Here is a 22943-nt window from a genome sequence, read left to right as displayed (position 1 = left end):
CTTATATGGAAAAGCTTTAATTTAACGGCGAATTAATAACCAGATAAATTTCCAACGCTCTAATGAAGAACTTTTTCCTCCTGCTATTGCTTTCCATCACCACATCCGCTGTTACTTTTGCTCAAAATTCGGCCTCCATCAAGGGTGTAATTACTGATTCGCTCAGCAAAAAGCCTTTGGGTTTCTCTACGGTGGCGGTGGTTAATGCTATAGACACCTCCTTAATTTCCTATACCGTGACCAAAGATGATGGTACCTTTATGCTCTCCAGGTTACCTACATCCAGATCGTTAAAGCTCATTGTCACTTATGTTGGTTACAATACCTTCCGTCAGGAAATTACTTTAAAGCCAGGTCTGCTGGATTTTGGTACTGTTCGCCTCAATGGCAGAAGCTTGGATGAAATTGTTATAAATGGTGAGCGATCGCCAGTTACAGTGAAAAAAGATACCATAGAGTTTAATGCCGAAGCTTTTAAAACCCGCCCTAATGCTGCGGTAGAGGAACTATTGCGCTTGCTGCCCGGGGTACAGGTAAATCAAAATGGAGATGTATTGGTAAATGGCCGCAGCACCAGTCGGATATTGATTGATGGAAAGGAATTCTTTGGAACCAATCAGGCTATTGCCCTCAAAAATCTGGATGCAGAATTGATTGATAAGATTCAGGTGTACCTGGATAGGGAAAACGATCCGGATAAGAAAGTTAATGAGATCGACCTGCAGAACGTCATTAACCTGAAACTAAAGAGTGCGGTAAAGAAAAGTACCATAGGGAGGTTTTCTGGTGGGATAGGGACCAGAGACCGGTATGCTGCTAGTGGAATTGTAAGCAATTTTAGAGACACCCTACAAGTTAGTGTAATGGGCAATGCAAATAACCTCAATAGCACAGGCTTTAGTGAGGATGAGTTGTATAGTATGGGCGGCCTCAACAGGTCCGGTTCAGGCCAGTTAGATAATGGGAATTTCGGTGGGAATCAATCTGGTGGTTTGACCAATGTTAAATCTGGCGGAATAAATCTAAACAATGATTACGGTAAAGTGCTTAAGCTAAATCTGGCTTATTTTTATGGCAATACGATAAAGACCAACGAGACTAGAAATTTGACTGAGCAGTCGCTAACTAACAATGTCATCACTTCACTGCGAACGGGTCAGTCCCGCACTAATTCCACCAGTCATAGTATCGGAGGATTAATTGAATGGAAGCCTGATACCAATACCACCGTACGCTATCGGCCTAACCTTTTGTTCTCTCCGGGCAGGTATAGCCAGTCGAGCTTATTAAACCAGTCAAATTCTCAAGTGCCCAGATTAAGTGAAACCGAAGGGACTACAAGGAATAAGTCATACAGCGACGATTTTTCTCATAATCTGAATTATTACCACCGCTTTAAGAAGGGCAGGTCCATAACAATTGATAACATATTAAACTGGAATGGTGGTGGTAACGACAGCTATAATTTTAGTAAGCTGAATTCTTTTTCTCCGGATATCCCTTCTTCGCTGTTCGATCGGTACGTCAATTCCGGTAGTAAAACGAGGTGGACGGGCTTGAGTATTATCTATAATCTGCCGCTTACGAAAAAGCTTACTGCAGAATTTTTTACCAACAGCAGGTATTATTATTGGGCAGAACCACTGTTTACCTACGATAAGAATACCGGGACTAATGCGTACGACCAATTGCTAAGCAATCAAAGTAATGACTTTGAGCGGACTGGTTTTTTCCAGAACATAAAACCTTTGTTGAATTATCAAATTACCAGTAAACTTAGGCTTAGAGTAGCCATAGATCTGGAAATTCAGGATGTAAATAACAAGTTTAATGCAGCTGTTAGTGATTTGAGGCAGCGTTTTGCGGTTTGGCTTCCTTCTTTATCAGTAGATTACAATGGATTTTCTCTGCAGTATATGGAGTGGATAGATTTGCCCGCTTTATATCAAATGCAGCCGCTGGAGCGACAAACTTCTCCACAGAATACCTTTGTAGGTAATCCAGAACTGAGGGCAATAAGGACAAGAAACTTAAGAGGTAATTTTTATAAATACATTAATCCCAGCATGCTAAGCATAGGTGGTAATATAAGTAAAACCTTTCATGACAAAAGCTTTGTACAACGTTCAGTAATTGATACGAATGGTTTTACCAGGGCCACTGTAGTGAATAGCGGTGCGAGTGGTGAGGCAAGTGCCAACTTTTATGTGAGTAAGCAGTTTAGGAAAATAAAGGACTGGCAGCTTGGTTTAGGTATTGGTGTGGGCGGATATTTGCAGGATTATAATGTTTTTCTGAATAGCGCTGAAGCACGACAAAATTCAGCATCCTTTAACTTAAATCCCAATTTTAGTGTGAATTACAAATCCATTGTGATGGTGAACGCTTACTATAGTTTTAACCGTCGTGAAGTGGATTACAACAGTCCGAATTTTACGAACATAGTCAACTTAACGCATTATTTTGGGACTACCGGAACTTTTAGACTTCCCAAAAGAATTGTATTAGAGCCGAACTATTATTTTAGGTTCAACTCACAAATTGCCCCGGGTTTTCCAAAGAGCTCACATATCCTGAATATCGCACTTTCTGTCCTTACGCAGAAGAAAGATCGCGGACAAATTAAGTTGTCTGTTTATGATTTGCTGAACCAAAATATATCCGTTAGTCGTTATGGCAACCTCAATGCTCAGATTACCAATGAACAACAGATTCTGAAACGTTATGTGATGTTGAACTATCAGTATAAATTCAACATCATAAAGCATTAAAAGAATATGCCTTATCATCGGAACGACAAGGCGCACTATAAGTTGACTTGTAGCTTGAAAGTACGAAGTATACTGCAAGAGCCACTCTAATCATTCATGTGCTATTGAATACTGGAATATCTCAATCTAAATACCTAATCCTATCGTCATCCAGTTTTGCATAGCCTCTGCCAATTGCCAATTCTATGCCGTGATTGATGCAGCTTTCTACAATTGGTCCAAGTTTAGAATAACCAAAAAGCTTTGCTGTTTCTTTAATCAGGTCATGTTTTGGTAGGCTAATCTGGTTTCTCAGTATTTCGTGTACTCCATTTGCAATTTCTTCAGTTGATAGGTCTTCTATAGCTCGTTTGTGAGCTTCTACAGTTGTTGTTCTATATTGCTTGTAGGTTGTGCTTTCCTGTCCGGCTTTCCAATAAAATGTACGGCCAAAGCTCTCCGTTTGTTGTAAGCGCATGGTCGCTAATATATCTTCCAGGTATTTACTTACATCGCCCATCAGACGGGTTCGCCATGCACTTGTTATCCGCTTGAAGAGCAGGTTTTTACTGATCGGTGCTTCCGACTTGATAATATTAAGCAGCTGTGTTTTAACTTTTCCCAGGTTTCTAGGATCTAGGAAATGATCTCGCGTTCTGTTTTGGGCATATTTCAGTTCAGTGATTTCGTAATTTAGGGCATTCGTGATGCGAACTCCATCCAGCAAATTTGATATTGGAGTATCTGTTATAGCACTATTTTCCAAAGGTGTTGTAGTTGGCTCTGGGTGGGTAACCTCAAACTGTTTTTGTTTGGATTGCTCTATTGCGCTGAGTATCCCTGCAATTACTGCTTCTGGTTTTTCCCACCACTCCGTACTCCATATTTTGTGGATGTTCCAACCCAATGCGTTTAATACATCTACTTGTATAATTTCTCTGTCTTTCGAGGTTTTGGCAGCTTCATAGCCTTTGCCATCAGACAATATCCCTAAAATGTATTCGTTCGGGTTCTCTGGGTTAACCACGGCAAGGTCTATTTTGTAGGTTGAGCAGCCGATTTGGGTATGTACTACGTGGCCGTGTTTCCTGATCTCTTCGGCAATGAGGTTCTCAAATTCAGGCTCCCATTCTGCTGTATTAGCTGTTCTGCCCGGCAATGCTATTTTACCTTTTTCCGCATAGGCAAGGAATGCTTTTAGACCTGCCATACCTTCAGACTGTGATCGGTTTAAATCTATCTGGTCTGATTTGAGGGTAGAGAATACCAGCATTTCATACCTTGCTCTAGATACTGCAACGTTTAATCGCCTCCAGCCACCTTCTCTATTTATAGGGCCAAAATTTAGGCTCACATGTCCTTTTTCATCGGGTCCGTAACCAATGGAGAACAGTATGATGTCGCGCTCATCGCCTTGCACATTTTCCAGATTCTTGATAAAGATCGGCTCTTCGGTTTCCAGGGCAATTTTTTCCAGGTCTGGTCGCAAACTAAATATTGTGGTAAGCTTATCTTCTATCAGGCTTTGCTGTACGGAACTGAAGGTAACAATTCCGATGCTTTTTTTGGCCAGAATGGGGTCTGAAAGTCTGCGCACAATCTCCTTTACAATGGCATCTGCTTCGAATTTGTTTTGACGTGTTTTGCCCTTATCGTAATGTCCCTTTACTGCTACAAATTGTACTTTGGAACTAATGTCGTCCATGGAAGGGAATGTGAGCAGTTTATTATCGTAGTATTTGGCATTGCTGAAGGCGATTAAGCTTTCATGCTTGCTTCTATAGTGCCAAAGGAGGTGTTGTGAAGGCATGGATAGGGCAAGGCAATCGTCCAGGATGCTCTCCAAATCTTCTTTCTCTATGTTTTCTTCATCTACATTGTTAACTGCAAAGAAGTTGGTAGGTGGCATTTGTTTGGGATCACCCACGATAATCACATTGGTTGCTCTTGCGATGGCACCTACGGCCTCGCAGGTAGGCATTTGGGATGCCTCGTCAAAGATAACAAGATCAAATTTCTCTGTACTCGCGTCGAAGTATTGCGCTACTGAGATCGGACTCATTAGCATGCAGGGTGTTAAGCGATGCAGGAGATTAGGTATGCCATCAAAAATTTTGCGAATGGAAGTAGCACGACCATTGTTGCGGATATTCCGCTGTAAGAAGCCGATTTCTGAACTTTGAGAAGCTTCTTGTGAGAATGAAGGAACTTTTGAGGCGAGTTTGGCATATAATTCCTGACGGGTGAGCTGCTCGAACTGTTTACTGATTTGACGGAACTTGCGGATCTTTTCCTGGAACAGGCTGCCATTAAATGCGTTTAGACTCGGATCTCCCTCTATGATGTATTCTGCCGCAGATCGGTAAAAGCTTTTCAGGTATTCTGCATGGAGTTTATTGCCTTCTATAATACCGTCTTCATATGCCTGTACCAAGGGTTGCAGCCCAGCCTCGTTTGCCTTTTCTTTTACCAGAATCCAGCTGATCCAGTTTTTCAATTCATCCAGATGATTTATCCAACCTTGAACTTCTGTTGTTAGATTGGTAATCCAATTGTCGTCCGGCTGGGTTAAAAGTTGCCCGTCTACTTGTAATAACTTGTTTAGCTCCAGTTCTGTTTTTTGTAATTCATCACTCTGCTCGCAATAGGTTTGCAGGGCAATAGTGTTAGCGCTTACAAAAAGGTTACTGCCTTCTGTAAATTGCTCTGCCATCGCTATGCGCCAATTGCTACTGTCTGGTACGTCTAAAAGATCGCTCACATTGTTGTTAATTTCGATGAGCGAGGTGCATACATTTAAGACGGTAGCCCATTCTGCTGAACCGTCATTCCATAAGAAGCCCAATGCAGTTGGTAAGTATTTGGCCTTATCTATAAATGACTGCTCTTTTTGTAATGCGATAATTTTGGTTAATAGGATGGGTACCTGATCTTTATTAATTTTAATGCCAATGCTGTGTGCGGTTAATTCTTTAGCTATCTTATTTTGTGTGAGCCATTTGGGGATAAACCATTTCTCTGAAGCCATGTTCCACTCAGTTAGCATTTGCCCTGCGGTTATGCTAAATACGCTGTCTTCGAAAAATTGTTGCAATTCCGTTCTGAGTGTATCTCTTTTAATTCCGTGTTTTGCTATGACAATGATTTTGACCAGCGTTCTCTCAAAAGGGTGTGCCCGTAAAAGCGAATCAGGAGTATCTGGAAGTCTGAGCATTTTGCCAGCGATTTGGTATAGGGCATCGTACTGATTGCGACTAACCAAGGTGATATCGATATTTAGTATTTCTGCTGCCTGCGCTGCACTGGTTTTAATTTGCAGAAGGAGCTGGATGAGTTTTTGGGAAAGCGTACTGCTGTCTTGTTTTAACTGCTGACTAAAGTTGCTTACCGCGATGGCTTTGAGCGGGTGCCCATGGGCGTTACCACTAACCTGTGCCGTTGCCTGCATTTCTTCTGCCAGATCTCCCCATGCAATTAACTGTTGTTGAGCTAAGTTTTCCAGCTTTGCTGCGGGAAAGCGAACATTGCCATTGGCGTTCTTAATTTGTCCGTACTTGCTGAATAGTTCAAACAGTGAATAGCCAAAAGGCTGCTTTTTATGGAGTACTTCTACATATTGGTTAAGTTCTGTACGAAGGTCTAACAGCCGCCCTGCCTCATCTAAAACTTTTAGAGTTGAAGCCTTGAGTTGAGTCTCTGTAGCCGCTTTTAATTGCTGCAATACCTCAGATTTTTTGGATTTATTGGAATGCAATTCCAGGCAAAAGGCGCCAATGCCTATGGCTTCCAATCGGCTTTCCACCACTTCCAATGCTGCCTTTTTAGCAGCTACAAACAATACCGTTTTACCATGATATAAGGCATTGGCAATAATATTGGTGATGGTTTGTGATTTACCCGTTCCCGGCGGACCATGCAGTACAAAGCTTTTGTTTTGCGATGAGCTGATAATAGCCTGCAACTGTGAAGAATCTGCACTAATGGGCAATGCTAAGCTTGCGGGATGAAGGTTTTTATCTAATATGGCATTACTGCTGTCTTGATCTTCTACGTCCCATTCTAGCTTGCCCGAAACCAGGCTGGCTACTACTTTATTGCGACAAAGTTTATCAGAATTGTTATGGATATCATTCCATAAAATGAACTTACTAAAGGAGAAGTTACCGAGGATGGCCTGTTCTTCTACATCCCAACGTGATTTGCCCATAATGAGCTGACGGATGGTATTAAAAATCCTTTTAACATCTACACCGCTTTCGTCTTTAGGCAGAGATTCTAAACCACCTATATTAAGACCGAAATCCTGTCGCAGCATTTCCAACAGGGTAACGTTCATGATGGTCTCTTCCTCGCGGCTTTTGATGATATAGCCTTTGAGGGCCGACTTGCGAACAATTTCTATAGGAATAAGCAATAGGGGCGCATAGCGAGGTCTTTCACTAGCCGGTGTTTCATACCACTTGAGCATCCCTAAGCCGATATAAAGCGTATTGGCTCCATTCTCTTCCATGGAAGTTCGTGAAGACCTGTAAATGTTGGTAAGGCTATACCCCAACTCTTGCTCAGTTAAGAAAGTACGTATTTTGTTGTGCTGGAGCTCATGTTTAACCAGATCTGAGATGGGATCTGAATTGTTAATTTTCTTATAAATAGCCGCATCTCGAAGAGGGTTATCCCAGTCGGACGGCTTTGGCAGCATTTGAAACTCCTTGCCAGTTGAGAGCACATCTTCCAGCTTGCTGGCATCAATGGTTATGAATTGGATTACGCTTTTGGTTACCCGCAGATTAAGCAGGCTGTTTCTTAAAGTGAGGTCTAACAATTTACGCTCCCAAAGGGATTGCTTGGAGACATCGATTTTATCCGTATACGCCAATTTCTTTCCAACATAAATATTTTCAGGAGCCTCTTGATTTCGAACGGTGCGTATTTCTTCTTCAATTTCCCAGCCACTGGAGGTAAGTGTACGTAGCGGCAATGGCCTTACGCCACCATAACGAGATCGTTTCACATCAACAAACAAGATAAAATTTTCTATATCGTTCATTTTCTGCATAGCAGATTCAACCGCATGATCGAAAGAGCTGTGCATTCCGGCGTTCATGCAGGTGGCTTCCACAACTACTATTTCACTAATACCCTCAGCCATTCTTTTGGTAATTAAAGAAGGATCATCGTTAACAGCATCAGCAAAAGTTTCTTCTATTAACCAGGCGCCACAAAAAGCATGGCCCTTTACAATAACTACTATGGGCCTTATGCCAACGGCCTCGAGGCAGGCAGCATACAACAAGGAGAGATCCAGACAATTGGCCAGTCTGTTAGAAAAAATACCATCAGCCATACGGATCCGTTGTCCGGTTTCTTCAAAACTAGCCGGTACAGAACAGTATATTAGCTGCATATCTGCAATGGCCTCAAAGATGGCCGCCATTTGTTTTCTAACCCGATCAGGATTTCTGCTCTGGTACTCATCAAAAGAGGGGCTGCCTGTCCATCTTTCCAGTACCACAGCTGCATTTCTTATAATTTTAGAAATATCAGGATGGTTAGGCGTAATGAATGCCGAAAGCATTTCTGGTAAAAGGGTAACGCCGCTCCATTGATCAAAGGCCAGTATTTCAATAGGATAATGTTCCAGTATTTCTTGCCCGTCAAAAGATAGTTTTATGCTGATGTTGGCAGTTTGGCGTTCCGTAAGTTCTGCCAGGTATTTTGATAGTATACATATAGGAATGGAGCCAAATTCAAAGCGCTCGCCCTTCTTTAAAAATTGTATGGTTTGTTTCCAGGCTAAGGTAAACTCTGGTTCTGTGGATATTTCAACAGTAATATTTTGTATGTCCTTACCAGATGAATTTAGAATTTTTAGCGATTTAACTATAGGGACGTGGTTTTGCTGCAAAGCAAAATTTAGTACTGTAGTATATATAAGTTCGGTTGTTGCTGCTGCTTTTGAGAGATTATCCATATCATTAAATTATTCAAATATCAATAAAATGCAGTAATTACCGGTAAAAAATATTGGTATATAAAAAAGCGCTGTCCTATTACGGGAGCAATAGGACAGCGCATGGCTGCAATTTTAATGAAATACTATTAGTCCTTGCCTTTACCTTTACCGTGCTCTTTACCTTTATCATGGCCATTGCCATTCTCACGACGATCACCATGATCATTGTCATTGTGGTCTTTGTCTTGATGATCCCTGTTGGCTTCACCGTTGGCTTTAAACTTAATCTTTTTAACATGTTTTGAATTGCCTTTCACTACATAGTACTTGGCATCGTTGCTATTTCTGATGATAGGCTGGCCATGTTTCCCTTTATAAGTTATGTATTCTACTTTATGTTTATTAAAATAGCGGTAAGGTGTTGGTGTATTCATAACTACCTTATAACCATTATATAAGTCATAACCCCTGTACCTGGTAGGTAAGGTTGGAGAGAATATCCAATTCCCGTTGTTGAGGTAAACAAATTGTTTTTTAGGCACATTATAATAACTCTCTACGTCGGGTAGGTAATAATAGTCTACATGATCATAACCAACAGGCCCCCATAGCGGCTGTGATCCTATATTTACGTTTAAATTAATTTGTGCGGATGATTTAAATGAGATTAATCCGATTGCCAAAAGGAGCGTTAAGAATATCTTTTTCATAATTTTTGTGTTTAGTGATTTATTTTCAATAGGTCAATTGCAATAACCATTCCCAAAGTTTACGCTACAAGGCGATTACCTATGTATCCATATGAATCGTAGAATTAAGTTTACTTATGCCATTACAGGATTTTTCATTCAGGTAGCGTTTTATAGGCTAGGTATGAAAACAGTTGTTTGTAGGAAACTGGATAAAAGAAAACGGGGAACGATCATACCGATCTTTCCCCGTTCATCTAAATTAACGCTCTCACCTATATATACGATGGTATATCTTATTTATTGTATTTGGGGGTGAAAAAGTTTTATATTTCTTGTTTTTCTCCTAACCGGATCTGATTGACCAATTACCCAAGTTTAATTGGGTTTGTTGTTTTCGCAATAATTTTAATAAAAAAATCTTTCCCGTTGGTCGAGATATTACAGGCGTTGGTCGTCTGTTGTCTGATGGTGGTATAATACGGTAAAATGTGCTGAAACGTTTGGGGGTTAACCCTGTCTTAATTACAAAAAACAAAGAAAATCTTAAAATTATAAAGACATGAAAAACCTTACACAAACAGTATTCGCAGTAGCATTAACAGCAGTAGCATTCACAAGTTCAGCATTTACAACGTTTGCTGCAGAACCTGTTAAAGCATCAACAAAAGTTAGCTTTTCGGCAGTTACCCCAGCATTAGGCTTCAACAAGATCTGGGTTAGCGGAAACGTAAAAATCGTTTTAACCCAGGGCGATAAGGAAAGCATAAATGGTACTGAAAATTTTAATGGAGAAAGAACTTCAGTGCAGCGCCAGGGCCAAACGCTTTATATCAATTCTATGGAATCATCACAGGTAACCATCAACATTACTGTTAAGGATTTGCAAAGAGTGGAAGCTTATGGCAATGCCTTAGTGGTAACCAGCAATAAGTTTGATGTGAAGTATCTTCAGTTGTTTTTAAACCAAAGTGCTACAGCGAAGATCAGCGCAGTAACCAGCAGTTTTTATACAGAAGTAAAGGACAATGCGGTGTTGAAAATGAATGGTATTGCACACCAGAGCACCATACTTGCAGACAAGATGCAAAATGTAAACTTTGATAATTTTGCAAGTGTTAGACCAATCAAATTCGAAACAGAAAACGCAATGACAACAGCAGTTGCCATGAACTTAACAAAGTAATTAATAGCGGGAGATTAGTGAGGGAGTAAAAGCGGCAGATTAAGTTTTGCCGCTTTTTTGGTGTTTGTTATTTGTACCGGGTTTTCAAAACATTATGATCGCCATTACAGTTTAATAATTACGTACATCTAAACATTTTGCCATGAAACGTTTGCCGCTAATTGCTATAATAACCGCCACCTGTTTTCTATATGCATGTTCTGCCTCCAGGAAAACAAAAATCACAACCCTTAAGCCAAATACTACCAATCCAAGTCAAGGTGTGATCAATGCCACTGGTGATGCATTAACCATAGGAATCCCATCAGGTAATCCGCAACGTGCAGGCTCTTCAGAAAATGCGACTGCCATTGCAAATAGTGCCATTGCAAAATTAGCTGCGCCCAATCCTTCGGCACAAATTAGGTTGGATTCTTTAAAAAATGTAGATTTTATTAACAAGGCTGCAGCGAGCGAACTGCTGGCAATTAGCATCAGTATGTCTATAAAGGCTAAAAACGGAAATAAAAAAGTTAAAGATTATGCTTTGGTGCTGGTTGATGAGCAAAGCAAAGCTAAGGTGGAACTGAGTAAGCTGGCTGCTGACAAAAATATTGTTTTATCTACTGCTAAAACAGCGGGGCCTATACCGGCGACAGATGTGGAGTATTTAAATATGATTATTGATGATTATCAAAATAGCATCAGGCTATTTGAAGGAGCTGTCAGATCAAAAGATTTAGACATAAAAGCCTTTGCAAACCGGTATCTGCCTCTTTTGAAGAAGCAACTCGAAACAGCACAGACTTTGATGAAGGAATTGTAGAAAGGAAATTAAAAAAGAAAGCGGTGATTGGCCATACCGACCCTTCACCGCCCCATCTAAATTAACGCTCTCATCAATAAGACGCTTATTTGATAGTATTATTGTATGGGATATTATAATAATTTTAAGCTGACGTCGTCATGACACGAGTGCGTATTTGTGTTGCCGGGTTTCCCCGATAAATGTGATAAGGAATGGTGTTCTTTGTTAGAACAGATCCGACAAGTATTATTGAATGAGAACCCGCCGTTATACCTGGACATATCGTTGTATTTGCTCCGATCCAAACGCCATCCTCCAGTATAATGGGTCTGGTGATTAAGTCAAAATTCTCGGATTTATAGTCATGGTTTCCAGTAAGGATCATCGCTTTTTGCGATATACAAACATTTTTTCCAATAGTAACTTGATCCAGATTTTCAATATAGCAGTCTGCAAGCCATGAGAAATCACCAATTGTGATCTTCCAGGGATATTTAATGTATATTCCTGGTTTAATTCTTACCTCATTACCTATTTTTGCGCCGAAAATTCGCAATAGAATTACGAGGATATTACTGAAAGGTACAAGTCTTGAAGTAAATACAATTGAGCTGACGAGATACCAACAAGAATTCTTGAATAAGGATGCTCCGGGTTCAAAGTCTTGTTTGTTGAAATTCTTTCTAAGTTGTAGGATGGGCGGGGCTAATTTGTTGATGTATGTTTTATCCATAAGCAGGCACCGAAAATTGTAAAACCATATAAGAAGAGATTAAAAATATCATGATAACCTAATCCAAGAATCCTAAATTCGGGTTTGTAATAAACCGCAATAAGACACAATCTGATTATGTTTAGAATTTGCACATAAATGGCACCCATGATAAGTGGGTAATATTTGGCGTGTTTGGATTTTGGAAAAGCAAAGATAAATGCAAGAAGGGCGTTTGTTACTCCATAGCCAAGACAAGAATAAACGATATTAAAACCCGCATAACCTTTTACTGTTAACCCTTTTGAATGTTGCGTTATGGTATAGCCTGCCAATTTAAGGATAGAAGCTGTGCAACCAATTAAGAGTTTACGCCATAATCTGATGAAGTTTAATTGCTCATCTAACCAATAGATGTATATACCCCCTGGTGTACTAAAGCCAATAAACGCGATGATAAAACATTGAAAAATTATAAAGAACATTAGGAGTTTTATTACAAATCGCAAGGTATCTGATGTCTCTTTCATTTGGTTTTTTCTAATTTTTTTAATTCATCAATTTTGATGTCAACTATAAGTCTGAACCAAAATGCCTGCAGAAAATGAAATATGATTCCATTCTTGCCATCAAGTATACCTCTGAGTACTATCAATCTGTAGGTAAAGTATAAGAAGGGGCGGAGGTATAGGGGTAACAAATGCCAAATAGATTTTAACCATGCGTTCTTTTGATTTGGTGAATCGAAAAGCGAATATTTGGAGATATTAGCTTGGATACTATTTATTTTTATATGTCCTTTTGCGGCAAGGTCGCTGTAAATATTATGTTTATGGATCCAAAATTTAACTTGGTTCTCTTTCAGATTTTCTTCTATTAAATATCCTTTTTTCCAGACCAATGTATTTCCTGGAACTTGGAAACGGTGATCAAAGCTTTCTGATAGATCTGAATACCCAATGCTAGTACGGAACATTTTAAGAAGATATTTTGGGAAATATCCTCCATGTTTAATCCACTGACCTTTAAAATAATTTTTACGATTGAAATAGATACCATCCACATTTTTGAAGTGACTATCTGAAAAATTAATTAAGTGCGTATAGAGTTCTATTGATAGGGTCTGATCTGCATCCAAGGCGATAATCCATGGAGTTTCAATTTTAAAATTATTTAGTGCGTAATGCCACTGACTTGGATGATCTGTAAATGCATGGGTTAGAGTTTGTAGGTTCATTGAATGGCAAATATTCATTGTGCTGTCCGTGCTTCCAGAATCGAGTATAAATATTTTAGCATCTAGACCTTCTAATGAGTTTAATAGCCTGGGCAAGTGAATTTCCTCATTTAACGTTAGAATGATGATTGAAAAGTGGATGTTCATTAGAGTCGGTATAGATCTATATACTTTGGTATTAATACGTCGGCGTGAAAATGCTGTTGGATAATCAATGGTGCATTTTGAGTGATGAATTTTCTTTTATTGTAGCCGTAATATGCAGATGTTAACTCGATTTTAATTGATTCTTTGGTTAAGTCTGCAACCCATCCAAGATCGTTTTTGATAATGAAATTAGCCAAACCAACTTCTTTTGATATACACACAGGGATTCCTGCGTTAAGGCTTTCTATAACTACATTTGCAAAATTTTCATTTTTTGAAAATAGTACCAGTAGATCGTGCTGCTGAAAATTTCTGTATTTTTCAGTTCTTTCAATAAAGCCGCTCCAGGTTATCCGGGTGTCTATTTTAAGGTTTTTTGAAATATCTTTAAGCTTATTAAGGTAATCTTCATTTCCGGATCCACACAAGGTTAATCGCCATGGGATATTGAGCTCACTCAATGCGAGAAATAGCAACTCAATTCCTTTTTTCTCTTCTATTCTGGATAGGAAGAAGAGCTTTATCATACCGTTTTGCTTAATTGGGTTTTTCTCCTTTTTTAAAGCTATTGGCAAGTTATCAATTAGGTTTCCAATGACTGTTATGTCATTATGTAACTGAATTTTTAACACATCCTTTTTTTCTTTTTCTGTAGTTACATGTATTTTGCAATAGTCAATTAGAATTTTGCCGATGATTTTATGAAACAACCATTTTATAGGAAAGTGACGATTTTTGAATGAATAAGGGGTGATCATTCCCCTAGGGGATAAAATAACTTTTCTGCCCTTGATTATTGATAGAAAACAAGAAAGAATTGCGGTGGCATTCCACCAGGAATGAATATGTACGACTGTATCTTTCTTGTTTATGTCGTAAAAGAGTTTTTTTAATAGTTGAAAAGAAAAATGAGTTTGTCCTTTTATCGATCTTCGAAAATAGTACACTTCAACGCTATCTACCAACAATGGAATCCCGGGTGGAACATCAATTTCTTTTATTCCATTAGCTGTTGTTGTAAACACCACAAGATCTTGATTGGCATATACCAGTCCTTCACAAAGTGCAGCAACAGAAATTGTTGGTCCGCCATAAATATAAGCAGGTTTATAAGCCGGAATTATGTGTATAATCATGAATTTGGTGTGAAGAAATACAATTTGTAATCCTCATGATTTTGTAAATAACGATCATAAGGAGATAAGCATAAACAATATTATTTATTAGAAATTCGAAATTATTGCCTCGCCATAGCTGCTGGAAGAGGCTGTTAAAGATAATTATACAACCCATTTCATAACCACCAAAAAGAGATTCAGCTTTATTGCAAATGCTTTGTGTGATTATTCCATACAAAAGCATAGAGATAAATATTCCGAGGTTACCATACATTAGATAACCATCTACAACAGGGCGAGTTTTTGCTGATATTGGCGAAGATTTTTTAGCAATTCCTGAATCATAAACACGCTGCATAGAAAGCACTTCCGTTGATGGCTTTTCGTCCCAAAATATTCTTGGAATGACGGCCAGACAAGCATCGTATATGATTTCAAGACCGTAGAAGTCATGTGATTTAGGTACATGAGAAACATATATGCTAAACATTCCTATCTCACTGAATCTATCGGTTAAAAACTTCCAATTATTCTGATCGATAATGTGTTCACTATTTTCGTTAAAAAATGTTTCATAAGCTTGTTCCCGTGCACTTTCTTTTGCTTTTCCTTTTATCCATGATTGTTCTCTGACTATAATTGTATAGGTGGGCAAAATGTATATCATTAAAAAAATACAAGGTAATCCCAATATAAAAACGGTTTTTTTATACATCGGCAATGCGATAAAAATTAATGTGATCAGTTGAACTATGATCCCTTCTTTGAAACCTGTTAGTGTAGCGTTTACAAAATTCACAAGGTATATTACTGTGCCAAATATTCCATATTTGAATGACCTTTGATATAGGCCATGAATGAGTAGATAAGACCCACAAGTTGCGGAAAGCACTAAAAGTGGATATTTAAATTGTATTAGACTAGGAAGATAGTCTAGAAATATTGCTACGATTAGAGTAACTAGGCATAGTTTTACCAATACTAGGGAAAGATTTTGTGGATGAAAGTGACCTTTGGATTTGTTTTCTTTAATGGCAATCATGATTCCTGAAGCCAGTGATGTATGCCCTAATAAAGCTAGTCGTTGACAAGAGGCAATAACCATCACATCGTCTTCAATATGTGAAATAAAATAAAAAATAGAAGTGCAGCACATAAATCCTGCAAAAACTAGCTGTACAATAAAAATTGGACGCATATAACTGCTTTTTTCATTTTTAAAAACATTATATACTGATACTGGTGAAAATAGTGTGACATAAAAAATAAAGAATGAACCTATCCATGCGATAAAATATGAAAGAACTGGGAAATCCGCAAGAAGAATAGATAATAGCCAAGGGAATGAGATGAAAAGAAAAGCAGGATGATTAAGTTTCATACTAGCATTCCTTTATCAAGTTTAATTTCTTTGTCGTAAGTCATGTTTATGGAATTGAAATTGTGGTTAACTGATAAAATTGTCCTGCCATCGTGGAGATTTATTTCCTGTAATTTTTTAGTGCATTTTTTTTGAAAGTCACTATCTCCCACAGCTAATACTTCGTCAATTATGAGGATTTCGGAAGGTAAATTAGCAGCAACTGAGAAGGCAAGTCGCATATATTCTCCTGAAGAATAATATTTTACTGGTATATTAATTTGTCGCTGCGCTTCAGCAAAGAAAATGATGGAGTCAAGTTGCTTTTTGATCTCCTGCTTTGACATGCCGTGCATTGCACCATTTAGGTAAATGTTTTGCATTCCGGAAAGATCTCGATGAAATCCTGTGCCTATTTCCAGCATGCTAATTATTCTTCCTTTTCCGGTAATTGTTCCGGTTGTTGGTGCGGTTATTTTGCTTATAATTTTTAGGAGTGTGCTTTTACCAGCACCGTTTCGTCCTGATAATGCTACTTTTTCGCCCTGATTAATTTGGAATGAAACATTCTTTAAAGCCCAAAATTCTGTGGTATTATTTTTAAGTTTGCTTTTGGTGATATGATATACTTTTGATATATTTTCTGCTTTTATCATTTGTTTTCCTAGATTTTATCGATAAATGTTCTTTCAGCACGATTAAATGCAACTAGCCCAACTACAAATAGCAACGCACTTAAAGCTATACTAAACAATAGGGAAATAGCATTGAAATTTCCATTTTTAAGCAAAGCAAATCTGAAAGTTTCGATTGCCATTGTCATTGGGTTGATCTGTACAAAGGTTTGTAGATTTTTAGGTACAGCAGATAATGGGAAAACCAATGTGGTTGCATACATCATTAACTGCAGACCGAATGTGATCATAAAATTCAAGTCTCTGTATTTAATAGTCATGGATGCCATAATTAGCCCAATACCCATTCCCTGAAATGTGGCAATTACAAATGCAGGAAGTAAAAGAAATATGGACCACCGATGAGTGGGATCTTTGCTGATGAAATTGATAAAGATTAGTAATACGGATATCAAAAGCAATTGAATTAGTAGCCTCAAAGACATTGAAATCGTTATGGCTAATGGAACAAGTATTCTTGGAAAATATACTTTTCCAAATGTTTCAATATTGTCTTTAAAAACCGAAGATATCCTAATGGTACATTCTGAAAAATAAGTCCAAATTGCTAAACCTGTAAAATAGAAAAGGGGCTTAGGTATTCCATCCGTATGGATTTTTATTATATTCCCAAAAACGAAGGTGAATACTGCTGTGGTTATTATTGGATGAATTATGAACCAAGCCGGACCTAATATTGTCTGTTGATATGACGCAATAAAATCTCTGTAAATCAGCTGTTTAAGTAAGTATCGGTAGGAAAGTACATTCTTCAATCTAAGCCTCTTATAGGATGCTTTTGAGTCAATTTTCCATTCTTTGTTAATCATTTTAATAGCTTTAGAACTTTTTGTTGATATCTGCTTTGATGGAAATTATTTACGCAAAGCTGTTGTCTTTTATAGGATGAAGCTGATGATTGATTTTTTAAAGTATGGCGAATAGCTTTTTCCAGCTTTATAGGATTGTCTGGATCTACTGCTATTCCAAGTTTGCCATACATAATAGCCTCAATGCTGCCGTCTTTATTACCTGCAATCACGTTGCATCCGCAGGCTGCAGCCTCTATAAAAACTAGACCGAAACCTTCTTTTTTACTTGGCATAATAAAAGCATCACAAAGCGAATAGTGTATGCTTAATTCTTCATTTGGAATAAAGCCAGTAATAGTTACATGATCTTTTAAATTTAGTAGTTCGATAATTCCAATCAAACGTTTAATCTCATCGTTATCTATTTTCCCACAGATTATATAATGTAAATCTGGAAATTTAGATAGGAGACACGGGAGTAGTTTTAAAATATTTTCGTAGCCCTTATCGTGTTCGTGTTTTGTAATTCTTGAAATCGTTAGGATAATTTTCTGGCTTTTTGTTAAGTGGTATCTTTCTAATAGCTTCTTAGGTTTCTCAAAACTCTTAGGTAGTGCAAGAAATGGATTAAGGCAATTGTGCAAAACATGAATTCTTCTGGCGTCTAGATTATGTTTTTTCGAGATTTCTTTTTTTGTATGATGGCTTACTGACCAGATTACTACCCATATTTTTATAAATTTAGTTTTCCACCAGCTAAGCGGGCGCCATATTTCAGTTCCATGAGCTATTAGTACAATGGTTATTTTCAATTTGAAGATTTTCAAGAATATGGCCACAGGCAGCAGGTTGATGTGACTTAAAATTAGCATGTCTGAACTATCTACATTGCGGAAGCAATTCCATGCAAATTTTATTGAATTTCCATTGAAGCCTTTGAAACGGTCTGAGTCTATATATTTATCATCAGATGAATAATCGTATAAGGATTTCATCTTGAAATCAAAATTTTGTAATTTTTCAGACAATGATTGAAGGGTATAGGATAAATTCCTGCAGACGGTTTGGATTCCACCATTATTGTTGAAACTGTCTAATGTAAGGAGGAGTATCCTTTTTTTGTGATTTAGTTTCGATTTCACGCTTTAGAAGACTGTTTTATTTGCTCAGGATAATAATAACTGTTCGGATAGGTGGCATATGATTTACCGTGATCATAATAGTTCATTCTAAATTTATCTGGCTTAAAATCATTTAACACAATAGCTATCGACGAGATTTGAAGGTCTGTTTTAATTTTCTCAGCGGTCCTTGCGTATTGAGATTTTGAAACTCCGCTTCGCAATACAAATAGGCTTACATCTGCGATTTTAATTATTGGATTAATATCTGTGACTAGCCCCACAGGTGCGGAATCAATAATGATATAATCGTATTTATTTTTTAATTGGTTGATAAGATCAATCATTCTATGGCTCGCAATTAACTCTGAGGGATTTGAAGGAATAGGACCAGAGGGGATAATGTCCAAATTATTTATAGATGTGGTTTTGCATATGGAGTCTATACCACATTTTGTTGATAAGTAAGTGCTTAAACCATTTTCATAATTAGCCATTTCAGGTAGGCTTGTTGATATTTTTCGCAAATCTGCGATAACGATAACTACTCTTTTTTGTACAAGTGTAAATGAGTATGCTAAATTTAATGCTATGAATGATTTCCCTTCACCAGATGTTTCTGAAGTAATGCAAATGGTTTTTACCTTTTTTTCGAAATGGAGCGCGAGATTACCTCTTAAAAAGCGAATCGATTCAGCAAATAACGAGCGAGGTGATTTTTGTAGAGCTAAATATGTCTTCTCTTCTTTCAATGAGATATAGTATTTTCTTACTGTACCAATTATGGGAACTGATGTGTGCATTTCAATATCCTGAACTCCATAAATAAATGGGCTATAGACATTGATGATAAGTACGCAGGTTATTCCAATTGCCAATCCAAATGTGATAAATAGTGAATAGGTCTTTGCAGGTGTGGGGGAAATTAGTTCAGCGGGATTAGATGCTTCATCTAAAACCATAGCAATGGGAACTACCGCAGCTTTTGCGACTAAAGCTTCAAGCTTTTTTTCCGATAAGTACCTGTAAACTTTCTGATCGACCTCATAACCAGATTGCAAAGACAAAGATTTAGTTTCCTTTTCTGATATATTCTGCAATTGGTTTTTTATGCTATCTATTAATTGTGAAACGATAGCAGCATTCTGTTCGTTCGTTTTAATATACTCTAGAAGGCTATTTCGAATTGCATAAGCTAAACTTTGTATTTGGGAATTTTGAAAAACTATGACTTCTGACAAAGGAGTATACAGATTGAGTTTTTCATTCCTATAAAGTATAAGTTGCTGATATTTAGAGACTAGTTGTGAAATTTGAGGGTCTGAAATACCGCGTAAATCGAAAGTAAGTTTATTGGTTTCTCCTTTGAAATCTATTTTTTTAAGATTGTATATTATTAGTTGCCTTTGAATTTCAAGATCGTTCTTTTTATCTTTTAAGGCGTCTAATTTGGATAAACTTTGAACTTGTTGTGCAGGTAGATTATATATTTCATTTTGCTTATTAAAATTTTGGATGGAAAGTGAAGATTTTGTAGCTGTTGCATTGATATCTATAAGCATCTTGGTGATGAATTTCGAAGTTTGATTTAGTGATGTTTCTCTTTGTTTCCTGTCGAAATCTATATATGATACCATTAGCGCATTAAGAAAATCTACACAAAAGGTCGCATTTGAATTTGAGAATTTAATCGTCAGAGTATTGGTATTCTGACTATTTTCTGTTTTCAAAGCGTTATTGATTTTTCTAATCAGTTCATTTTTGTCAACTAATTTAAAACGGACTGAACTATTTGTAATTTCTTTACCTGGCTTTTTTATCGAAAAAGTTGAACCCTTCCAAGATATATACTGATCATATTTAAAATGCCTTTTGAAAACAGCCCCTTCGGATTGTACGGAAAGATAAAACGTGTTCTTATCAATAGGCTGATATATAAAAATATGTTCTGGAACTGCTGTTGCGCTTCGTTTTATGAATTTGATTTGCAGTGGTTGTTTTGGGTAAATATTTTCATCCCTGAATTGATTTTTCTTAAAGTAGGCTACATGATAATTTAATTCGTTAATTGCTGCTAGAATGATTTTTTTAGAAAGTAGTATGTTTTTTTCTGATTCTACTTTGTCTGTTCTATCGTAAAACGATTTGGCTGATATAAGTTCTGCTATTTCAGATTTTTTTTCTTCAAATTTTAGGGTCGCTGTTGTACAGTAGCTGAATGCAGCAAATTGTAAATATATAAAGCAAGCAACCACTCCGATAAGCGCCGCCGTTAAAAGCCAATACCATCTGCTGATGATGATTTGGATAAGATTTATATAATTTATTTTGGGTGTAGTCTTATTAGTAAACATTATGTGTAGTCTGTTAACAAATTAATTTTGATTCAATTTATTTTTATTCCTTTTCAGTGAGTTAGGTAACTAAACTAAAATTTTGATAAAGCATTAAAAATTTTCCAATAGAGGTCAAAAATATAATTTAAAGTAATTTGATCATTTAATAAAAAATTCATTAATATTGAAACGCAAATATATTAATTATTATGATTGTTAGTATTATAACTCCAGTTTTAAATTGCGGGGACTATATTGAGAGTTGCCTTAAGTCTGTACGCTCACAAAATTATCCTCTTTTGGAACATATCCTTATTGATGGAGGATCCTGCGATAGTACAGTGCCAATAATTAAAAAAAATTTCACAGCAAATATGAATTTGCTCAGTGAACCTAATCTTTTACTTTATCCGGCAATAAACAAGGCAATTTCTATAGCCAAAGGCGATATTGTAGGTATTTTAAATGCTGACGATTTCTTTGCTAATGAGGAAGTTATTTCGGCTATTGTTTCATGTTTCGTAAATGGCTATGATGCTGTTTACGGTGGTTTAAATTATGTTAAGCGGGGTGACAGTAAAACCATTTGTCGTAAATGGAAATCGGGTATTTTTAATGTTAGAAAATTAAGATATGGTTGGATGCCTCCTCATCCTACGTTATACTTAAAAAGAAGTGTATTCAATCAATGTGGTGTCTATTCGTCAGAATTTGAAGTTGCCGCTGATTACGAATTTATATTGCGGATTTTTCTAAAGTATGAAGTCAGACCATTTTTTCTCAATAAAATCCTTGTGCACATGAGGCAAGGGGGTATAAGTAATGGCTCTTATATTAAGAGAATAAATTTGATAAAGCAGGATTATGTGATAATAAAAGCTATGGGTCTTAACTTCCCCATAGTTGTATTATTGTTTAAAAAATTACGTAAAATCCATCAACTCATATGATCTACTTATTATATCTCGCTATTGTAGCAATGTTTTTGAATTCCATTCTGATATCCTTTATTATTAAGATTTCAAAAAAATTTAGCTTATTCGATATAGTTGATAGATACAGGAAAGACCACGAAGTTTATATATCTAGGCTAGGAGGTGTCGGGATGTTTATAACAATAAATGTAGTTGTTCTTTTGTGTTCAAGTAATTTTAATACATCATTATATGGAATTCTTAATGCTAGTTTTATTTTGTTTATGCTCGGACTTAAAGATGATCTTCTTGGAGGAGCAAGGCCGATAGAGAAATTTATGATGCAGTCATTAGCTGTAGGTATTCTAATATTCTCTGAAGAATATAGATCCATACCTTTATTTTCGATAGTGTACATTGGCCAATTTAGCCAACCTCTCGATTCTATATTAGTGTTTTTTTTGATCCTATTTATCATTAATTCCTTCAATCTTATAGATGGTGTAGATGGATTAGCAGCTGTTGTTGGTATTGTTGTAAATGTCTTTTTGTCTTCGCTACTATTTGGGTTTGGTATCGAAGATTTTGCCCTGATCGGATTTGTTACCTCAGGTGCGCTATTAGGATTTTTAAGGTTTAATTTGATAAACCGGAAGATTTTTATGGGGGACTCGGGCGCAATGCTAGTTGGATTGGTTTCCATAGTGCTAAGCCTGAAGTTTATAGAGATTAATAAAGTGACATCTAAAAATATCTTCTTATCGCCTATCGCTTTAGTTGTTACTTTGATGGTAGTTCCCGTGTTTGATTCTACAAGAATTTTGTTGATTAGATATTTACACGGTAAGTCTTTACTAAAAGGAGATCGCAATCATATCCACCACCGTTTGAAAGATGTCGGCTTCCGGGATTCACAGGTAGTTTTCATTTTAATTACTTTTACGATTTGTACTTGCTGTTTTGTCATGTGCTTTCAAAGATTGGGTAATGCCTTTTTAATATTTATTGTTATTTTATTTTGCTTAATTGGAAATTTTTTGCTGAGTTACTTTAGAGGTAAATTTTTGTCAGACCAATATAGCCTTTTAGATGTGATTTTTAAGGATACATTTAATCTTAAATGAGCTAAATTTCCCCATCCATTCTC

At 37.0% G+C, this 22943-nt stretch carries 16 protein-coding genes; 5 read left to right on the top strand and 11 right to left on the bottom strand.

Annotated elements, in window-relative coordinates:
- The first annotated feature begins 62 nt into the window (after positions 1 to 62).
- Complete coding sequence (locus ACVWYN_RS12120; protein ID WP_457289130.1) at positions 63 to 2771, top strand: outer membrane beta-barrel protein; 2709 nt, start codon at positions 63 to 65, stop codon at positions 2769 to 2771.
- Between the two features lie 121 nt (positions 2772 to 2892).
- Here ACVWYN_RS12120 and ACVWYN_RS12115 read toward each other — a convergent pair whose 3' ends face one another.
- The gene (locus ACVWYN_RS12115) at positions 2893 to 8721 is read right to left on the bottom strand and encodes a DUF3320 domain-containing protein (RefSeq protein ID WP_457289129.1); all 5829 of its coding nucleotides are present in this window, start codon (positions 8719 to 8721) and stop codon (positions 2893 to 2895) included.
- Positions 8722 to 8849: 128 nt separating this feature from the next.
- On the bottom strand, positions 8850 to 9413 hold the full coding sequence (locus ACVWYN_RS12110; RefSeq protein ID WP_457289128.1) for a hypothetical protein: 564 nt from the start codon (positions 9411 to 9413) through the stop codon (positions 8850 to 8852).
- A gap of 541 nt (positions 9414 to 9954) precedes the next feature.
- On the opposite strand from ACVWYN_RS12110, the gene ACVWYN_RS12105 reads away from it, so the two are divergent.
- Entirely contained in the window at positions 9955 to 10578 is a 624-nt protein-coding gene (locus ACVWYN_RS12105) for a GIN domain-containing protein (RefSeq protein ID WP_457289127.1), read from the top strand.
- A gap of 142 nt (positions 10579 to 10720) precedes the next feature.
- The gene (locus tag ACVWYN_RS12100; RefSeq protein WP_457289126.1) at positions 10721 to 11383 is read left to right on the top strand and encodes a hypothetical protein; all 663 of its coding nucleotides are present in this window, start codon (positions 10721 to 10723) and stop codon (positions 11381 to 11383) included.
- Positions 11384 to 11507: 124 nt separating this feature from the next.
- On the opposite strand, the gene ACVWYN_RS12095 is transcribed toward ACVWYN_RS12100, so the two are convergent.
- The 9 genes from ACVWYN_RS12095 to ACVWYN_RS12055 all read right to left on the bottom strand — a co-directional run bounded on the left by ACVWYN_RS12095 (position 11508) and on the right by ACVWYN_RS12055 (position 20900).
- The gene (locus tag ACVWYN_RS12095; RefSeq protein WP_457289125.1) at positions 11508 to 12098 is read right to left on the bottom strand and encodes a WcaF family extracellular polysaccharide biosynthesis acetyltransferase; all 591 of its coding nucleotides are present in this window, start codon (positions 12096 to 12098) and stop codon (positions 11508 to 11510) included.
- Complete coding sequence (locus ACVWYN_RS12090; RefSeq protein WP_457289124.1) at positions 12071 to 12607, bottom strand: hypothetical protein; 537 nt, start codon at positions 12605 to 12607, stop codon at positions 12071 to 12073. The genes ACVWYN_RS12095 and ACVWYN_RS12090 overlap by 28 nt, the downstream gene beginning before the upstream one ends.
- Entirely contained in the window at positions 12604 to 13461 is an 858-nt protein-coding gene (locus ACVWYN_RS12085; RefSeq protein WP_457289123.1) for a glycosyltransferase family 2 protein, read from the bottom strand. The genes ACVWYN_RS12090 and ACVWYN_RS12085 overlap by 4 nt, the downstream gene beginning before the upstream one ends.
- A complete protein-coding gene (locus ACVWYN_RS12080) occupies positions 13461 to 14597 on the bottom strand; it encodes an XrtY-associated glycosyltransferase XYAG1 (RefSeq protein ID WP_457289122.1) in 1137 nt (378 codons plus the stop codon). The genes ACVWYN_RS12085 and ACVWYN_RS12080 overlap by 1 nt, the downstream gene beginning before the upstream one ends.
- Positions 14569 to 15960: an exosortase Y-associated Wzy-like protein gene (locus tag ACVWYN_RS12075; protein ID WP_457289121.1), complete on the bottom strand. Its 1392-nt coding sequence runs from the start codon at positions 15958 to 15960 to the stop codon at positions 14569 to 14571. The genes ACVWYN_RS12080 and ACVWYN_RS12075 overlap by 29 nt, the downstream gene beginning before the upstream one ends.
- The gene (locus tag ACVWYN_RS12070) at positions 15957 to 16595 is read right to left on the bottom strand and encodes an ABC transporter ATP-binding protein (RefSeq protein ID WP_457289120.1); all 639 of its coding nucleotides are present in this window, start codon (positions 16593 to 16595) and stop codon (positions 15957 to 15959) included. Before ACVWYN_RS12070 ends, ACVWYN_RS12075 begins: the two co-directional genes overlap by 4 nt.
- Positions 16596 to 16603: 8 nt before the next feature.
- Positions 16604 to 17443 carry an ABC transporter permease gene (locus ACVWYN_RS12065; RefSeq protein WP_457289119.1) on the bottom strand — a complete coding sequence of 280 codons (840 nt, stop codon included), beginning with the start codon at positions 17441 to 17443 and terminating at the stop codon, positions 16604 to 16606.
- The gene (locus tag ACVWYN_RS12060; protein WP_457289118.1) at positions 17440 to 18237 is read right to left on the bottom strand and encodes a glycosyltransferase family 4 protein; all 798 of its coding nucleotides are present in this window, start codon (positions 18235 to 18237) and stop codon (positions 17440 to 17442) included. The genes ACVWYN_RS12065 and ACVWYN_RS12060 overlap by 4 nt, the downstream gene beginning before the upstream one ends.
- Positions 18238 to 18563: 326 nt before the next feature.
- A complete protein-coding gene (locus ACVWYN_RS12055) occupies positions 18564 to 20900 on the bottom strand; it encodes a GumC family protein (protein ID WP_457289117.1) in 2337 nt (778 codons plus the stop codon).
- Between the two features lie 191 nt (positions 20901 to 21091).
- On the opposite strand from ACVWYN_RS12055, the gene ACVWYN_RS12050 reads away from it, so the two are divergent.
- Both ACVWYN_RS12050 and ACVWYN_RS12045 read left to right on the top strand, forming a co-directional pair.
- Entirely contained in the window at positions 21092 to 21832 is a 741-nt protein-coding gene (locus tag ACVWYN_RS12050; RefSeq protein WP_457289116.1) for a glycosyltransferase family 2 protein, read from the top strand.
- A complete protein-coding gene (locus ACVWYN_RS12045; protein ID WP_457289115.1) occupies positions 21829 to 22920 on the top strand; it encodes a glycosyltransferase family 4 protein in 1092 nt (363 codons plus the stop codon). Before ACVWYN_RS12050 ends, ACVWYN_RS12045 begins: the two co-directional genes overlap by 4 nt.
- The last annotated feature ends 23 nt before the right edge of the window (positions 22921 to 22943 follow it).

It is taken from the genome of Pedobacter sp. UYP24, from assembly GCF_054057295.1.
The sequence above is the reverse complement of the archived record's forward strand: the minus strand, read 5'-3'. Positions and strand labels throughout refer to the sequence as shown.

Coding starts and splice junctions, on each gene's coding strand:
- ACVWYN_RS12120 (WP_457289130.1), top strand. CDS start 63: ATGAAGAACTTTTTCCTCCTGCTATTGCTTTCCATCACCACATCCGCT.
- ACVWYN_RS12115 (WP_457289129.1), bottom strand. CDS start 8,721: ATGGATAATCTCTCAAAAGCAGCAGCAACAACCGAACTTATATATACT.
- ACVWYN_RS12110 (WP_457289128.1), bottom strand. CDS start 9,413: ATGAAAAAGATATTCTTAACGCTCCTTTTGGCAATCGGATTAATCTCA.
- ACVWYN_RS12105 (WP_457289127.1), top strand. CDS start 9,955: ATGAAAAACCTTACACAAACAGTATTCGCAGTAGCATTAACAGCAGTA.
- ACVWYN_RS12100 (WP_457289126.1), top strand. CDS start 10,721: ATGAAACGTTTGCCGCTAATTGCTATAATAACCGCCACCTGTTTTCTA.
- ACVWYN_RS12095 (WP_457289125.1), bottom strand. CDS start 12,098: ATGGATAAAACATACATCAACAAATTAGCCCCGCCCATCCTACAACTT.
- ACVWYN_RS12090 (WP_457289124.1), bottom strand. CDS start 12,607: ATGAAAGAGACATCAGATACCTTGCGATTTGTAATAAAACTCCTAATG.
- ACVWYN_RS12085 (WP_457289123.1), bottom strand. CDS start 13,461: ATGAACATCCACTTTTCAATCATCATTCTAACGTTAAATGAGGAAATT.
- ACVWYN_RS12080 (WP_457289122.1), bottom strand. CDS start 14,597: ATGATTATACACATAATTCCGGCTTATAAACCTGCTTATATTTATGGC.
- ACVWYN_RS12075 (WP_457289121.1), bottom strand. CDS start 15,960: ATGAAACTTAATCATCCTGCTTTTCTTTTCATCTCATTCCCTTGGCTA.
- ACVWYN_RS12070 (WP_457289120.1), bottom strand. CDS start 16,595: ATGATAAAAGCAGAAAATATATCAAAAGTATATCATATCACCAAAAGC.
- ACVWYN_RS12065 (WP_457289119.1), bottom strand. CDS start 17,443: ATGATTAACAAAGAATGGAAAATTGACTCAAAAGCATCCTATAAGAGG.
- ACVWYN_RS12055 (WP_457289117.1), bottom strand. CDS start 20,900: ATGTTTACTAATAAGACTACACCCAAAATAAATTATATAAATCTTATC.
- ACVWYN_RS12050 (WP_457289116.1), top strand. CDS start 21,092: ATGATTGTTAGTATTATAACTCCAGTTTTAAATTGCGGGGACTATATT.
- ACVWYN_RS12045 (WP_457289115.1), top strand. CDS start 21,829: ATGATCTACTTATTATATCTCGCTATTGTAGCAATGTTTTTGAATTCC.